Raw genomic sequence first — 16,914 nt, forward strand, 5'->3', positions numbered from 1 at the left:
AATTTGGGCTTGTATCTTTTTATGGAGGAATACAACGCAGCAACGCTTTTTTGTCACGGTTTTCAGGTTGGTTAAATACGCATTACGCGAAAACACGCCATGTTCTCATGGAAGACATGGGTTATTAACGTTACGAATAAATTTATCAGGAAATATAAATGAAATTTATGAAGCCTAAATATCTGGCGCTTTTTGTTGCGGCCGCAACAAGCTCTGTATTTGCAGCGGCACCAGGTACGCCGACTATCGGCTATGGCAATGACAAGTTTGCGCTTGTTGAAGTCGACCCGGCGGCACAGGATTACAACAACCTCGTTAAAGTACACAACGATGGTGTGGATGTGAAAGTCGAGTGGAACGTCTGGAGCGGTGATGCACCAACCTCTGCAAAAGTACTGCTGGATGGTAAAACCGTCTGGACAGGGGCGGGCAGCGCGAACGGCTCTGCGACCTTCAAGGTGAAAAAGGGCGGACGTTATCAGGAGCAGGTTGAACTCTGTAATACCAGCGGCTGCACGAAGAGCGCCAGCAAGCTGATCATCGTTGCAGATACCGACGGTAGCCACCTGCTGCCGCTAAATGCGCCGATGCAGGAGAACAACAAAACCTTCGCTAAGCACACCGACAAAGTGGTTGCGGCCTATTTCCCTGAATGGGGCGTGTACGGTCGTAACTTCCCGGTTGATAAAATCCCCGCAGCTAACCTGAACCATATCCTGTACGGCTTCATTCCAATCTGTGGCGGTGACGGCATCAACGACGGCCTGAAAACCGTTGAAGGCGGTAACAGCTTCGAAGTGCTTCAGCGTGACTGCCAGGGCCCGCCCGGACTTTACCGTGGCGATCCACGATCCGTGGGCTGCGCTGCAAAAACCGCAGTCTGGCGTTTCTAACTGGGACGACCCGTACAAAGGTAACTTTGGCCAGCTGATGGCGCTGAAAAAAGCGCATCCAGACCTGAAAGTGCTGCCTTCCATCGGTGGCTGGACCCTGTCCGATCCGTTCTACCACATGGGCGACCCTGCCATTCGCGCACGCTTCGTCTCTTCTGTTAAAGAGTTCCTGCAAACCTGGAAATTCTTTGACGGTGTGGATATCGACTGGGAATTCCCGGGCGGCGGCGGCGTAACTGAGACCAAAGGCAATCCGCAGCAGGATAAAGCGACCTATACCGCGCTTATGCACGATCTGCGCACCATGCTGAACGAACTGTCTGCGCAGACTGGTCGTACCTATGAACTGACAAGTGCCATCGGTGCCGGTAAAGATAAAATTGAAGATGTGGATTACACCACCGCTCAACAGTATCTCGACCACATTTTCCTGATGAGCTATGACTTCTACGGCGGCTGGAGCAACACCGACCTGGGCCACCAGGCTGCGCTGCGTGCACCGGCATGGCGACCTGATACCAACTATACGACCGAAAACGGCGTTAACGCGCTGCTTCAGCAGGGCGTGCAGCCAGGCAAAATCGTCGTGGGTGCAGGTATGTATGGCCGCGGCTGGACCGGCGTGCATGGTTACACCGGCGACAATCCATTCACCGGTACCGCAACCGGTATGGTGAAAGGCACCTGGGAACCGGGCGTGGTTGACTACCGTCAGATTGTTAACGAATACAAAGGCAAGCCAGGCTGGGAATCCGGTTACGACGCAACCGCTGAAGCACCTTATGTGTTCAACAAATCTACGGGCGATCTGATCTCTTATGAGGACGCGCGTTCAACAACGGCAAAAGGCAAGTACGTTCTGGCGAATAACCTGGGCGGTCTCTTCGCATGGTCAATCGATTCTGACACCGGCGATATCCTGAACGCGATGAACGAGAGCCTGATGGGCGGTTCTGCTCCGGTCGACCCGGTTGTAACCAACCACGCGCCAATCGCGTCATCTGCTGACCAGAACATCTCTGGCCCGGCGACCGTTACGCTCGATGGTTCTGCTTCCAGCGATCCAGATGGTGATGCGATTACCCATAAATGGACTCAGGTTTCTGGCCCATCGGTCACTATCACCAACAGCACCAAAGCGAAAGCGACCTTTAATATTGCAGCCGCGACGTCCGACCAGACTCTGGTGTTCCGCCTGACGGTGACTGACGCTAAAGGCCTGAGTAACGCGATTGATGTGCAGGTTGTGAACAAAGCGCCAAAAGCGAACCAGGCGCCGGTGGTAAACCAGATGGAAGCTGTCACGCTGCAGGCGGGTGAAACCTACGCCCTGCATGCGCAGGCTGTGGATCCTGACGGTGACGTGCTGACCTACGCCTGGAGCGTACCAGCGGACATGCACGCCACCGGTACTGATACCGCGAACGTGAGTATCACTGCGCCAGATGTGGCCTCTACGTCTACTTACACCCTGAGTGTGGTTATCGGCGACGGTAAAACCAGCGTGCAGTCTAACGTGCAGGTTACCGTGAATCCGAAACCGGCTGACGTTACGCCACCGGCTGATGATGTTACGCCACCGGCTGATGATGTGACGCCTCCAGCGGACGACGTTACACCACCATCTGACGAAGGCTCTGCAACCGGTAGCTGCGACAATCCTGTCGATGCTAACGCCAGCAAATATGCAGCGTGGGATGCCAGCAAAATCTACAACAATGGCGACACCGTAAGTGCCGATCATCTGGTGTGGAAAGCGAAGTACTGGACGCAGGGCAACAAGCCTGGCTTCGGTGTGGATGCATGGGAACTGGTCAGCAACGTGAAGATGAACTGGCGTTCTGACCTGGTCTACAACGGCGGCGAAACCACAACCTACCAGGGCAACGTTTACCGTGCCAAATGGTGGACCCGTGGTGATAACCCGGCTAACAGCGATGTATGGGTGAAAGAAGGTCCATCAACCGACTGCAAATAATCTAACCCGATAAACGCTCACCGCTCTCTTCCGAGGGTGGTGAGCGATTCAAAATTCATTTTACAGGATGTGGGCAAGGAGAAATTACCAAAACTGTCAGCAGGTAAAAATGAAAAAATTAATGTTGTTGTTATTGATAATAAGCCAAAGCGCACTGGCAAACTGTTGGGATAAAGCGGCGCATTATTATCATGTCGATCCTTATTTATTGTATGCCATCGCCAATGTTGAATCCGGAATGAATCCGTATGCGGTGGGCCAAAACCACGACGGCACACGCGATGTCGGGCTAATGCAAATAAACAGTTCGCATTTTACGGCGCTGGAGAGCAGGGGGATTGATGAGTACCGGCTAATGACCGAACCCTGTACCTCCATCATGGTGGGCGCGTCCATCCTGTCCGGAATGATTAAAGTTTATGGCTATAACTGGGAGGCGGTAGGCGCCTATAACGCCGGTTTGAAAAAAGAGAATTATCCGCAACGGATGAAATATGCTCATAAAGTCTGGGCGAAATATCAGCAGTTGAAACTAGCGGCGCAATATTAATGTTTTTTATTTTTGAAGAATTCCCGAGGGTGTTCTTCGAAAAGTGAAAACAGCTGTCTGTGGTTTATTTATTAACGGATTAATACATAAGCCGGGATTTTTAATTTAACTTCTATTTACAGGAATACAGAAATGAACAAAAGGACGTTACTGAGTGTACTCGTTGCTGGCGCATGCGTAGCCCCGTTTATGGCGCAGGCTGCTTCGCTGCAAGCGACCACCAGTGAACCGTACACCATGAAAGCCAGCGATCTGGCGAAGAAGGAAAAAGAGCTTACCAGCTTCCCGCTGATGGCCTCCGTAAAAGAGACCATCCAGACGCTGGACAATGCTCAGGTCGAAATGATTGAGCCAGGCCGTGCGGCGAACCCGGAAAACGTGAAGCGCGTTGAAGGGATCGTGAAGGCCAGCGACTGGGAATACCTGTTCCCGATGCGTGCGCAGTCCTATACCTACAGCAACTTCCTGAAAGCGGTGGGTAAATTCCCGGCGCTGTGTAAGACCTACAACGACGGTCGCGACAGCGACGCCATCTGTCGTAAAGAGCTGGCAACCATGTTTGCCCACTTTGCGCAGGAAACCGGCGGCCACGAAAGCTGGCGTCCGGAAGCTGAATGGCGTCAGGCGCTGGTTCACGTCCGCGAAATGGGCTGGACTGAAGGTCAGAAGGGCGGCTATAACGGCGAATGTAATCCGGACATCTGGCAGGGGCAGACCTGGCCATGCGGGAAAGACAAAGACGGTGATTTCGTAAGCTACTTCGGCCGCGGTGCTAAACAACTGTCTTACAACTACAACTACGGTCCCTTCTCTGAAGCGATGTTTGGTACTGTCCGTACCCTGTTGGACAAGCCTGAACTGGTGGCCGACACCTGGCTGAATCTGGCGAGTGCTATCTTCTTCTTCGCCTATCCGCAGCCGCCAAAACCAAGCATGTTGCAGGTGATCGACGGAACCTGGCAGCCGAACGATCACGATAAGGCCAACGGTCTGGTACCGGGCTTTGGCGTGACCACCCAGATCATCAACGGCGGCGTCGAGTGCGGCGGCCCGACTGAAATCGCGCAGTCTCAGAACCGCATCAAGTACTACAAAGAGTTCGCGAACTACCTGAAAGTGCCTGTTCCGGCAAATGAAGTGCTGGGCTGCGCCAACATGAAGCAGTTCGATGAAGGCGGTGCCGGCGCGCTGAAGATTTACTGGGAACAGGACTGGGGATGGAGCGCCGATACGCCAGACGGTAAGACCTACTCTTGCCAGCTGGTGGGCTACCAGACGCCATTCAGCGCGTTCAAAGAGGGTGACTACACCAACTGCGTTAAGAAGTTCTATAACGTGAACATCATTAACGACGATGGTTCTGCCACTACGCCGGATGAAAAACCCGTCACGCCAACGCCAGCTGAAGATGAAACGCCAGCACCAGCACCAGCGCCAGTACCGGATGAAACTCCGGCAGTCGTGAACCACGCCCCTGTAGCGCAGATTGCAGGTCCAATCGGTGCGGTTGATGCCGGTGCGCAGGTCTCTCTGAGCGCGGAAGGTTCTACTGATGCTGATGGCAACAAGCTGACCTACACCTGGCGTTCACAGGATGGTCAGACCGTCACCGGTCAGGATAAAGCGGTGGTGACCTTCAAGGCGCCAGAAGCGGCGACGGCTCAGCAGATTGAAATCAGCCTCACCGTCAGCGATGGCGAACTGAGCAGCACCACGTCTTACCTGCTGAACGTGAAGGCGAAAGCGGCCACGCCGTCTCAAGACGACGCGTCTTACGCCGCGTGGAGCGCGAACAGCAAGTACAACGCAGGCGATATCGTGAACAACCACGGTAAACTGTTCCAGTGCAAACCGTTCCCGTACAGCGGCTGGTGTAACAACGCTCCGGCATACTATGAACCAGGCGCAGGCCTGGCATGGTCTGATGCCTGGACGGCTCTGTAAAAGCAAACGGCAACCGAAAGGTTGCCGTTTTAGTGTTTGCACCCTCTCCCTGTGGGAGAGGGCAGAGAAGAAGCAAAGCTAAAAAAAAATTTTTATGAAAACAATGGTTTAGTTATAATTTTAATCAACCAACTTATTTGAAGTTCAAGGAAAAGTTCAAATTTCAGAAGCCAATTTAAGAGGTGCTCCTGGATTATGCATTTTATTGCATAAAAAATTTATAAAAGAGCAGTGATAGGAAAGGTGTTAGTGTTTATAAATGAGATATCATAATAGTCAATGTGATTTGATAGACTACATCCTCTGACTGTAACATCATTTGCATGAGTTCGAGAAAGGTAGTCATAGGCAAACATGCCGTTTGAATATGTTCCTAACCAACCATAAGAGGCCATATCCCCCCAGTCACCAACCAGTGTACCTGCTGTTCCACGAACAAATGGTTCGCCTATACTACCAAAGTCAGGCAAGGCAGGAATATTGTATAAAGGGTAATAATCCCCAATGAACTATATTTACCATGAATGAATACCCTTAAATCATTGATGAGGTAATGCATACGTTCGAATGTTTGCGGGAGGGATTTTGTTACGGAAGGCGATAAAAATATGTGATTGTTATCTAATAATAATTCATCTGAAAATCATATAAATAAAAAATTATAATCCAGAAAAGGAATGTCTTGAATTTTATAAAATAGATATATCAATAAAAAAGCCCCGCAGGGCTTTTTTATTGAATTAAGGGTCTAGATATATTTATCAATCAGCACTAATATTCCTAATACCACCATAAACGAAAATGCCGTAACTGTTATGCCGTATTCTATATAGAATGGTTTTCTGAGTCGTAAAGGTAATCCACGAATGAAATCTTTATCATCATTTTGGGAAGAACTAGATTTCTTATTCCATATCAATGGTCTGAAAATAAAATCCATCCGAAAGCCGTAAGCGGATTTAACATATAAACTGTTAATGTTGTCATATATTTGAGTCATCCAAGGAAGTTTACCATACTTTTCTTTATATAAGGCGCAAATTTCTTTGTAATATTTACGGTTTACTCTCCCTAGAATAGCGCTGATTATGCACAACAGCATAGCTATAATACCAGTATATGCTATAGCGTACTGTAAGTTATTCATCACTTGTTATCTCATATAAGCCAAGCATCTTACCAAGATACTCTCCAACACTACCGAAGGTAGAACCAAAAAATTTATCGCTACCATACCCAATTCCTCCAGCTACGCCTATCGTACAAAGCAAAGCTCCCGCACCACCTGCTTCAACGGTTGCAGCTCCCAGAACTAATGAGCAGACGGCAGTTGCAGCTCCTTTATCAATTAATTGTGAAGCTACCATCCCACCAAACATACTACCTGAAAACTCACCAATCGAGGTAAAAGCAGTTTTTGCACAATCCCGGCCCACTGCGCAAGCTTCTGTAATTTTTGAAGCAGTATCAAGGGCAGATAAACCAACTCCGATTTTTCCTGCCACGTCCATCAATTTGATGTACTTTGCAAGTTTCTCAATATGAGTAGCGTAGCCCTCGATATCTCCGACACCTGTTTCATCCCACCGATGTGTTATGGAATGGGTTGAAAGGCCCAGGGCTGATTTCAGGTCTGCATATTGATTGAACATGAAGCGATGCTTCATGAACATTTTCAGAACGCTATCAAGTTCCTTAAACAACCTTCCTCTTTCAACATAAAATTGTTCGCCGATCAGTGTGCCACTGGTGAGGTACTGATTTTTGTAGGTTGTTTCGATCTCTTTGAGAATTTTCTCAACTCTTTCAAAGTAACGTTTAGCGGCTTCTGTAGCTTGTCCAGAATAACTGTACACGTTGTTTGCTGTACTGGCGGCGGCTGCAAACATTTCAACAGTATCTTTATTTTTATAGAGGAAGCGGGCCTGTTGGTCTGTCAGAGGGGCTAATGCTTTATCTAACTTCTCCTGTGCTGCTTTCATATGCTCTATCTGCTTGCTGTCCTGCTTATCAGGATCAACCAGAAGGAAGATAGAACCTGCTTTTCGTGAAACATTCGTCTTCAGTGAACGATATAGTTCGCGTGTACCCGCTGGTGGATTATCGAAAATATAGCGATCAAACGCCGGAGCAGATCCGCCATAGGGAAGAATGCAGTAACCCGCATCTACAGGGATTCTTGGCTCGCTGGGGGCTACTGGAGCTGGGGCTGGAGCAGGTTGTGCAACGGTTTTCGGCTGAACTTCAGGCTTGGCGCTGGCAACAGGTTTTGGTGCTGGCCTGGCTGATTGCAGTTTACTTTCAGATTCGAAGTTATAGCTATCATTCCAGTTAGAGGGGATGAAGCGGCACTTGCAGCCGCACGTACCTCTGCTGTGTAGGGTTCCCGCAGCACTTACTCCATGAATTATATAATTTGGTATGCCGCCAGCAATATGGTAAATTTTTCCATCTTCACCACAAATGTATTTATCTCCATTCCTTGCAGTGGCGCGTCCATAAAATGAATGATTTTCACAGCCTGTTATTATTCTGCCCCCGCAAGTTGTCTTATCACCAACCGTTAAAAAATATCCCGTAGCCATTTTTTTAATCCTTTAATTGATAGGGTTATTTAAATTTGAGTAAATCCATTTTTGTTCCGGCATAGACCATATTGTTGCAATGTCAGGATTGAAATCTCTATTGGTTTCTGCCGAATTGATATTTTCGAGAGCAAGGATTGCTTCTTTCTTGCAGATTACATCATCAAGTTCATTAACTGACTCAAGATATTTCCTGTAGTCAGCGCTATCACTGATTTTATTGTTCCAGCATGAATAGATAAAATTCAATGTTTCTTTACTGAATCTTATTACAATGTCTTCATCACCCTCATATCTGCTGTCAACAGTGAACCCCTCAACTGCAAGGCACTGGCTTAAACAATATTTTTTATTAATTAAGTTACCCTCGCTATCACTCCAGAATCCAAATGAATAAATAAAGTTGTACCTGCTGTTATTGGTTAATTTTTTACAATTAACCATCATTTCTTGAATGTCAAAATTATTAAGTGGATAGACTTTCCATCGTTCATTATTCCTTTGCATATATTGCACTAATATTTCCGCATACAGCCGTGAAACAAATATTGCAATACCTTTTTGATCGGAGGTAGATAGCCAGAAAGGTTCCATCCACTGTTTAACTTCCTTCTTCTCATTAACTACATCAACTAGCCTGGCGATAACCCATAAATCACATTCATTGATGTATTTAATCTTATCATCCGGTTTGTAAAAATAAATATCGTTCAATTTAGAGTTCTCTTGTAAGTGAAAGCTCTAAGATATGAGGTGGATAGATATTTTTAATGATCCAGTTCAAATGATATGCAGTTTATGGGTTGCTTTTGATTACCTAGATGTTACCTATTTAGATGGTGAATATTAATGCCTGCATTAATATTTTTAATTTATTAAATTCAGTAAAACAGATTCCCATTTCAAAACCGCTTCCATCTTCTCTTCAAAGTAATCATAGCGATCATAGTGTTTAGAAGACACGTCACTTTTATTATGATTCTGAATGCGGTCCCTGATTTCCTTTGACAGTTTTATTTGTCCTCCGAGGGTTTTAAAAGTTCGACGGAAATCGCGTGGCGTAAATGATTGCATATCAACACGCTCACGACGAATATTTTCACTGAGAATACTTGTTGATATGAAAGGAGTGGGTTTTACAGAGTTCTTTTTCAGGGTTCCTTCCTTCTCTTTTGTAATCCATCCCTCCATTTTTGATTCATAACGTATATCAGGGAAAAGGTATTCACTTTCAGGATAACGCAAACACATTTCATCAATTAATTCTATCGCGCTGGGGCTTAAAGCGATGTGATACCATTTTTTTGTTTTTGCAATTTCAGGAGGGATCGAAAGTAACTGCGCATCCCGATTATAATGTTCTTTTTTTGCTGCCAGTATTTCGTATGGACGTTGACCACAACAAAAGAAAACAAGCTTTAAAAACACACTTATGTCATGTATGAAGTGTTCGCCTGAATGCGCATCTTTCAGTAGCTGACCCAGCTCATCAAAAGACAGGTAGCGCTCACCTACGTAGCTCTCACAAGCAAGTGTAGGAATGGCAGTAACAGGGTTAAAAGGGATATCAAACTTGCTTTGTACAACATCCATAACAGGCGATTTATCAGACTTCATACCCCAGGAAAAGAGAGCGCACATGTAGGAACGAACTTCAGGTAGACAGGTGTTCGGGGACATGGTGAACACTTTTTAACATCCTTTACCCATGGTGATCGACTTTTTCTTCAGGTTGATCACCCCCACTTTCGTGCTGTACCACCACACTTCATAGCAGCCGTCATCCTGCGTCTCCTTCAGCCCGACCCGTTCTCCCCTGAACGCCTTGCCTGCGCTCAGACTTACCCCTTTCACGCTCAGCTTTCCGCTGATATCCACTTTCCTGACCATCACGCCCTCATCGTATTCCGGTGGCGTCATGGTGCCACTGTACTGTCGTGCAGATGGCTTATACCGCGAGCCCGGTACCGCCATATCCAGCGCCTCATGCGGGCGTTCAAGGTTATAGACCGTCCGCCAGTGGTCGAAGGCGCGCTGCAGCTCACCCTCGCTCGCGAACCACTTCCCCTGCAGCACCTCTGCCTTCAGGCTGCGGTGAAAACGCTCCAGCTTGCCCTGCGTCTGCGGATGATACGGCCGGGAGTGCCCCACCCGGATACCCAGGCGCATCAGCCACAGCTCCAGCGCTGTCCAGGTGCCGGTGGTGTCTCCCCACGGTGAGCCGTTGTCCATTGTCATCCGGTCCGGCAGGCCGTAGCGTTCAAACACGCTGACCAGCTGCTGCTGCACGGTCTCGCGCCGTTCATCGTTACAGTGCGCCAGGCACAGGGAAAAACGGGAGTGGTCGTCCAGCAGGGTGAGCGGATGGCAGCGGCCACCGCCGAAGGGAAAGTGGCCCTTAAATCCATCTGCCAGAGGCGGTTCGGCGCGTTGTGTTCGAACCGTCCCGTGGCGGGAATGCCCGGTGAAGTGCCCGGCAGCAGGCCATGGCGGGCCATCAGGTTATGGACGGTGCTGAAGGCGGGCATGGTGTGCCCCTGGTCTTCGAGCCAGCGCTTTATTTTGCGTGCCCCCCAGCGTTGATGGCGGTCATGGGCCATACGCAGCAGGGCCGTGATGTCGTCAGATGAGCGGTTCGGGGAATGGTGCGGTATGCGCGGGCGGTCCTGAAGGCCGGCGGCACCTTCCTCCGCCCAGCGACGAAGCCACTTATAGCCGGTGGCAGGTGAAATGCCGAAGCGACGGCAGAGGGAACGGATGTTCGCCCCGTCCTGCGAGGCGAACAAAACAAACCCGGTACGTAATGACATGGTATCTCTCGCATCCCAGGGCATAAGCGACTCCATAAACGGGTTCTTATGCCTTAGTTGTAAGTGTCTACCATGTCCCCGAACAAGTGTTCACTATGTCCCCGGACCGTACAGTGGGAGAGGGCCGGGGTGAGGGCATCAGGCCGCAGAGTTCTGTTTTTTGCCGGGTGGCGCTGCGCTTACCCGGCCTACATGGGGCTGGGTGCTTACCGGTGCAATTTCCCATGATCCCGCAGCCACGCCGCCGTGCGCACAATCCCTTCATCCAGCGTCACAATCGGTTTATACCCCAGCTCATTCTCCGCTCGCGAAATATCCAGCGTGAAATCAAAGTTAAGCTTCGATACGCCGTAATGCGTCAACGCAGGCTCTTTGGCGGATTTACTGCCAAAACGCTCCATGCTGCGGGCGATCATGTCCAGCATCGGGTAGGGGACGGAACGAATGCGACAGTCGATCTGCAGCTCGTCGATCAGCCGCTGCACAATGCTGCGAAGCGTGCAGTGCTCGCCGTTGGTGATGTTGTAGGCGCGACCGGAAATCAGCTTATCGCAGTCCGGCTGGCTCGCCAGCCACATGGCGTGGACGGCGTTTTCGTAATAGGTCATATCCACCAGCGCATCGCCGCCGCGCGGCAGCAGCACGCTACCGTAGTGGTGCATCATCTGCGCCAGACGCGGAATAAACACTTTGTCGTGCGGCCCGAACAGGCTCTGCGGGCGCAGCACCGTAAAGCGGGTATGCGGGTTCGACTGCGCCAGCAGGTCAATCACCTCTTCACTGGCCGCCTTGCTGCGGGCAAACTCACAGGCAAAGCGAGCCGGACGGAAATCTTCCTGCACGTCACGATGGTGGTGATAGTCGAAATAGAGTGACGGGGAGGAGATATGAATGAAATTACGCACGCCCCAGGCAACGGCCCATTCGCCCAGACGGCGCGTGGCGCGCACGTTGGCGAGGTCAAAAGCTTCCTGGGTACCCCACGGGGAGGTGAAACTGGAGCAGTGCCACAGCGTGTCAATACCGGCGAGCATCACTTTCGCCTGAGAGGAGACCAGCTCCGTCAGGTCGGCATGGACAAATTCTGCGCCCATTTTTTGCAGCAGCTTACCCATCGCCTCGTTGCGACCGGTGGCCCTGACGCTGATGCCTTTGTTGCGCAGAAACTCGACCGCATTTCGGCCTAAGCCGCTGGTCGCCCCGGTAACCAGTACCTTCATATCAATCCACTGTGTTGAAAAAGAATTTCGTGCGCATTCTTTCGTGAATTACGACGTGTTGCAATGGGAAAGGTGAAAGAATAAGAGTTTTATTTACTTCTTTTCCGCCTTTTGTTCTGCCAGTTGCGCAATACGTTTTGCCATTCCGCGGAAGATAAACAGGTGTGCGGGGATCATCAATAACCAGTAGAACAGACCCGGCATCCCGTGCGGATGCCACCAGGCGCGGACGTCCAGTTCCCGGCGATCGCCTTTATCCTTCAGCGTAAAGCAGAGTCGGCCCAGCCCAGGCGCTTTCATGCCAAACAGCAGCGCCAGCTGTTTTTCCGGCTCGACGATGATCACCTTCCAGCTGTCTACCGTATCGCCCACCTCAAGATACGGGTGCGCCGGGCGGCCTTTCGCCAGACGATGGCCTACCAGCAGATCCATCGCGCCGCGCGTTTGCCAGAGAATATTGCCGAAGAAGTAGCGTTCTTTGCCACCGATCTGGTTCACGACCTCCCACAGCTCTGCAAGGCTGGCGGACGTTTTCACCGTGCATCCTGCCTGTTTCGGGTAGTAGCCATACTCCGGCCGCCAGCGGGCAAAGGCCTGGGCGTCGTAGCCCCAGTCGCTGGAGTTCACCAGCTGCTCTTCCTCTTTCAGCGTATTGCGCACGGCATCGTCAAAGCGGATCAAATCCTGAGGAATGAGCGCCCGCAGCGCGCGATCGTCCGCCAGCAGATCGTGCTTCAGCCCCTGGATCAGCGCTTTCGCGGTCGTCGGCGGTACCGAGGTGATCACATTCAGAAACCACACCGAAATCCAGCGGGTTGGAAAGGGGATAGGGATCAGCCAGCGGCGGCGGCCGCTGACGCGCATGAAATGTTCGAACTGCTCCTGATAGCTCAGGACTTCGGGGCCAGCGGCTTCCAGCACGCGGTGTTGCGCCGCCGGGTGATCCAGCAGGGCCACCAGATAATGCAGGAGATTCTCCAGCGCAATCGGCGTGGTGCGCGAACGGACCCAGCGCGGCGGCGTGAGTACCGGCAGGTTGTAGACCATATCGCGCATCACTTCGAAGGCGGCGGAGCCCGCGCCGACAATAATCCCGGCCCGCAGTTCGGTGACGGGGATATTTGCTCCGCGCAGGGTTTCAGCCGTCAGTTGGCGGGCGCGCAGGTGATCGGACTGCTCGTGTTCAGGTGCCTGGAGAGAGCTTAAAAAGATCACCTGCTTCACCGGCGTTTGCAGCAGGGCATCGCGGACGTTCATCGCCACCTGACGCTCGTGGGCGATAAAATCCCCGCCTTCGCCCATGCTGTGCACCAGGTAGTAAAGCGTGTCGACCCCGTCCAGCAGCGCGGGAAGTTCCTTCGGCCAGTTGAGGTCAACGTTGTGGCAGGTGACGCCTGGCAAACTGAGTTTTTGCAGGCGTTCGGTGTTGCGTGCCGCTGCCAGCACCTGGTGTCCCCGCTGGCTTAACGCCGCGGTGAGATGCTGACCGATGTACCCGCTGGCGCCGAGCACCAGAATGCGTTGCGGCACGTGATGCTCCTTATCGCTGTAAAAACGCCTGCCAGTGTTTCACCACGTCCGCCAGCTGTTCGCGGCTCACGTCAAGGTGCATGACCAGGCGCACGACAGATGAGGCGTTGATCAGCACGCCACGTGATTTCATAAACTCACCCAGCGCAGCGGCGTGCTCATCTCCGACGCGCACGAACAGCATGTTGGTGTCGTGACGCATCACGTCGGCACCAATCTCGCGCAGCTGCGCCGCCATCCACGCGGCGTTGTCGTGATCGTCCTTCAGGCGCGCCACGTTGTTTTTCAGGGCATACAGTCCGGCAGCCGCCAGAATACCCGCCTGACGCATGCCGCCGCCGGTCATCTTACGCCAGCGGTTGGCACGCTTGATGTAGTCTGCGTTACCGACCAGCAGAGAGCCCACCGGCGTGCCCAGACCTTTAGAGAGGCAGATGGTGAACGAGTCGCAGTATTGCGTGATCTCTTTCAGTTCGCAGCCGTACGCGACCACGGCGTTAAAGATACGCGCGCCGTCCACGTGCAGCCCGAGCTTGCGCTCGCGGGTAAACTCCCAGGCCGCTTTCAGGTATTCGCGCGGCAGCACTTTGCCGTTGTGGGTGTTTTCGAGGCTGAGCAGTCTGGTGCGGGCGAAGTGAATATCGTCGGCTTTGATTTTCGCGGCGACCTTATCGAGCGGCAAAGAACCGTCCGGCGCGGCGTCAATCGGCTGCGGCTGAATGCTGCCGAGCACCGCCGCGCCGCCTGCTTCATACAGGTAGTTATGTGCACCCTGGCCGACAATGTACTCTTCACCGCGCTCGCAGTGGCTGAGCAGCGCGACCAGGTTAGCCTGCGTGCCGGTGGGCAGGAACAGGGCCGCTTCCTTGCCGCTCAGTTCAGCCGCGTAGCGCTGCAGCTCGTTGACCGTCGGGTCATCGCCGTAGACGTCGTCCCCGACCGGGGCGGCCATCATCTCTTCGAGCATGGCGCGGCTCGGGCGGGTAACGGTATCACTGCGTAAATCGATCATGGCATGTCCTTATTATTAAAAAGGCGATGCCAGATGTTTTACCTGAGCCAGTTGGTTTTTGCCAGTTCGATCACCTCGTCACCGCGCCCGCTGATGATGGCGCGCAGCATATACAGGCTAAAGCCTTTGGCCTGTTCCAGCTTGATCTGCGGCGGGATCGCCAGCTCTTCTTTGGCGACGACGACATCCACCAGCACCGGACCGTCGATGGAGAAGGCGCGCTGCAGGGCTTCATCCACCTCAGAGGCTTTCTCCACGCGAATACCGGTAATGCCGCAGGCCTCGGCGATGCGCGCGAAGTTGGTGTCGTGCAGCTCTGTGCCGTCCGTCAGGTAACCCCCGGCCTTCATCTCCATCGCCACAAAGCCCAGCACGCTGTTGTTGAAGACCACGATTTTCAGCGGGAGCTTCATCTGCACCACCGACAGGAAATCCCCCATCAGCATGCTGAACCCGCCGTCGCCGCACATCGCCACCACCTGACGCTCGGGGGCCGTCGCTTTTGCGCCCAGCGCCTGCGGCATGGCGTTGGCCATCGAGCCGTGGTTGAACGAGCCGAGCAGACGGCGTTTGCCGTTCATCTTCAGATAGCGTGCGGCCCAGACCGTTGGCGTGCCCACGTCGCAGGTAAAGATGGCATCGTCGTCCGCGAAATGGCTGATCTGCTGCGCCAGATACTGCGGGTGAATGGCTTTGTCGCTCGGTTTGGCGAGGTCGTCCAGCCCCTTGCGGGCATCGCGATAGTCACTCAGGGCTTTATCAAGGAACGTGCGGTCGGTTTTCTCTTCGAGAAGCGGCAGCAGTGCTGCAAGGGTAGATTTGATGTCGCCCACCAGCGCCATATCGACCTTGCTGTGCGCGCCGATGCTGGCCGGGTTGATATCAATCTGAATGATTTTCGCATCCGCCGGGTAGAACGGGCGGTACGGGAACTGGGTACCGAGCAGGATCAGCGTGTCGGCGTTCATCATCGTGTGGAAGCCGCTTGAAAAACCGATCAGCCCGGTCATCCCCACGTCGTAAGGGTTGTCGTACTCGACGTGCTCTTTGCCGCGCAGGGCGTGGACAATCGGCGCTTTCAGCTTCCCGGCAAATTCGAGGAGTTCTTTATGCGCGCCCGCGCAGCCGCTGCCGCACATCAGGGCGATGTTGCTGGAGTAACGCAGCAGCTGGGCCAGCTTTTTCAGCTCCTCTTCAGCAGGCGTTACCACGGGCTGCGGGGCGTGATACCAGTGGGTGCTGGCCCCTTCTGGCGCAGCCTTGAGCGCCACATCGCCCGGGATGACGACCACCGATACGCCGCGGTTCAGCACGGCTTTACGCATGGCAATCGCCAGCACCTGCGGGATCTGCTCCGGGGATGAAACCAGCTCGCAATAGTGGCTGCATTCACGGAACAGCTCCTGCGGATGCGTTTCCTGAAAATAGCCGCTGCCGATTTCCGAAGAGGGGATATGGGCGGCAATCGCCAGCACCGGCACATGGTTACGGTGACAGTCGAACAGGCCGTTAATCAGATGCAGGTTGCCCGGCCCGCAGGATCCGGCGCAAACGGCCAGCTCGCCCGTGAGCTGTGCTTCAGCACCTGCGGCGAAGGCGGCAACCTCTTCATGGCGGGTGGGCATCCATTCGATGGTCTTCATCTTGTTGAGGCTGTCGCTGAGTCCGTTCAGGGAATCGCCGGTCACGCCCCAGATACGTTTCACGCCAGCCTGTTCGAGGGTTTTTGCTATATATGCAGCCACGGTGTGTTTCATGGTTGTCCGTCTCCTTTTTGTGATATCGCTTACAAGCTTAGAAGAAAGTCACTGTATTGCCTGCTTATTGCCCCTTAATTAAAGGTGGTTTTCCTGCGCAATTATTCGGCATAATCTGGTGATACTTAGGATGAAAACAGGAATCATTTCAAATGGTTAAATCATTGTTAATTGCTGTTAATGAAAAGCTATCATGCGACGATCTTGGCAAACTCTTGTTACGACTTGCCGTTGGCGGGCTGATGCTGTTTCACGGGCTGCATAAGCTTTTTGGTGGCGTGGGGTTCATCAGCGGCATGCTGGTGGAAAAGGGGTTGCCGGGGTTTATCGCCTACGGCGTGTTGATTGGCGAAGTAGTGGCACCGATCCTGATTATTGTTGGGCTCTTCACGCGTCCGGCCGCGCTGGTGCTGGCGTTTACGATGATCGTGGCGTGGCTGATGGTGGGCGTGGGGGAAACGCTCGCCCTCGATAAGGTAGGTGCATGGGCGATTGAAAGCCTGGTGTACTTCTTTATCGGTTCGCTGGCGGTGGCGTTTTTAGGGGCAGGGCGGTACGCGGTAGGGAAAGCGCCCGCGTGGCGGTAATGTCGTGGTAGGTCGGGTAAACGCAGTGCCACCCGACAAAAAAAGCCC

General features: G+C 52.5%; 11 protein-coding genes and 2 pseudogenes. 4 read left to right on the top strand and 9 right to left on the bottom strand.

All coding sequences use genetic code 11. The annotated features are described in order from the left end of the window. Positions 1-158: 158 nt before the first annotated feature. The 3 genes and pseudogenes from EXW94_RS17485 (at position 159) to EXW94_RS17495 (ending at position 5,365) form a co-directional block, all read left to right on the top strand. Positions 159-2,871: pseudogene (locus EXW94_RS17485) on the top strand (glycosyl hydrolase family 18 protein). Between the two features lie 109 nt (positions 2,872-2,980). Continuing rightward, the gene (gene iagB / locus EXW94_RS17490; protein WP_108415977.1) at positions 2,981-3,421 is read left to right on the top strand and encodes a type III secretion system invasion protein IagB; all 441 of its coding nucleotides are present in this window, start codon (positions 2,981-2,983) and stop codon (positions 3,419-3,421) included. Between the two features lie 132 nt (positions 3,422-3,553). Further along, positions 3,554-5,365, top strand: a complete 1,812-nt coding sequence (locus EXW94_RS17495) for a glycoside hydrolase family 19 protein (protein WP_174340644.1) — start codon at positions 3,554-3,556, stop codon at positions 5,363-5,365. Between the two features lie 748 nt (positions 5,366-6,113). Here EXW94_RS17495 and EXW94_RS17500 read toward each other — a convergent pair. The 9 genes and pseudogenes from EXW94_RS17500 to poxB form a co-directional block, all read right to left on the bottom strand. Beyond that, positions 6,114-6,512, bottom strand: coding sequence for a hypothetical protein (locus EXW94_RS17500; protein WP_108415979.1), 399 nt, complete (start codon positions 6,510-6,512; stop codon positions 6,114-6,116). Next, positions 6,505-7,950 (bottom strand): PAAR domain-containing protein, encoded by a 1,446-nt coding sequence (locus tag EXW94_RS17505; RefSeq protein WP_174340645.1) that lies wholly within the window; start codon positions 7,948-7,950, stop codon positions 6,505-6,507. Before EXW94_RS17505 ends, EXW94_RS17500 begins: the two co-directional genes overlap by 8 nt. A 12-nt stretch (positions 7,951-7,962) precedes the next feature. Next, entirely contained in the window at positions 7,963-8,664 is a 702-nt protein-coding gene (locus tag EXW94_RS17510) for a hypothetical protein (RefSeq protein WP_174340646.1), read from the bottom strand. Between the two features lie 153 nt (positions 8,665-8,817). Beyond that, positions 8,818-9,639, bottom strand: a complete 822-nt coding sequence (locus EXW94_RS17515) for a site-specific integrase (RefSeq protein ID WP_174340647.1) — start codon at positions 9,637-9,639, stop codon at positions 8,818-8,820. 3 nt (positions 9,640-9,642) lie between these two features. Beyond that, positions 9,643-10,796: pseudogene (locus tag EXW94_RS17520) on the bottom strand (IS481 family transposase). Positions 10,797-10,966: 170 nt separating this feature from the next. Continuing rightward, the gene (locus EXW94_RS17525) at positions 10,967-11,980 is read right to left on the bottom strand and encodes an NAD(P)-dependent oxidoreductase (RefSeq protein ID WP_174340648.1); all 1,014 of its coding nucleotides are present in this window, start codon (positions 11,978-11,980) and stop codon (positions 10,967-10,969) included. Positions 11,981-12,073: 93 nt separating this feature from the next. Next, positions 12,074-13,510 (bottom strand): SDR family oxidoreductase, encoded by a 1,437-nt coding sequence (locus EXW94_RS17530; protein ID WP_023335097.1) that lies wholly within the window; start codon positions 13,508-13,510, stop codon positions 12,074-12,076. A gap of 10 nt (positions 13,511-13,520) precedes the next feature. Beyond that, complete coding sequence (ltaE, locus tag EXW94_RS17535; RefSeq protein WP_120158449.1) at positions 13,521-14,522, bottom strand: low-specificity L-threonine aldolase; 1,002 nt, start codon at positions 14,520-14,522, stop codon at positions 13,521-13,523. A 38-nt stretch (positions 14,523-14,560) separates the two neighbouring features. Further along, positions 14,561-16,279, bottom strand: a complete 1,719-nt coding sequence (gene poxB / locus EXW94_RS17540) for a ubiquinone-dependent pyruvate dehydrogenase (RefSeq protein ID WP_108415985.1) — start codon at positions 16,277-16,279, stop codon at positions 14,561-14,563. Positions 16,280-16,431: 152 nt separating this feature from the next. On the opposite strand from poxB, the gene EXW94_RS17545 reads away from it, so the two are divergent. Next, positions 16,432-16,866 (top strand): DoxX family protein, encoded by a 435-nt coding sequence (locus tag EXW94_RS17545; protein WP_108415986.1) that lies wholly within the window; start codon positions 16,432-16,434, stop codon positions 16,864-16,866. The last annotated feature ends 48 nt before the right edge of the window (positions 16,867-16,914 follow it).

Origin of the sequence: Enterobacter sp. JMULE2, from assembly GCF_013337145.1 — a bacterium.
Classification (GTDB): domain Bacteria; phylum Pseudomonadota; class Gammaproteobacteria; order Enterobacterales; family Enterobacteriaceae; genus Enterobacter; species Enterobacter mori.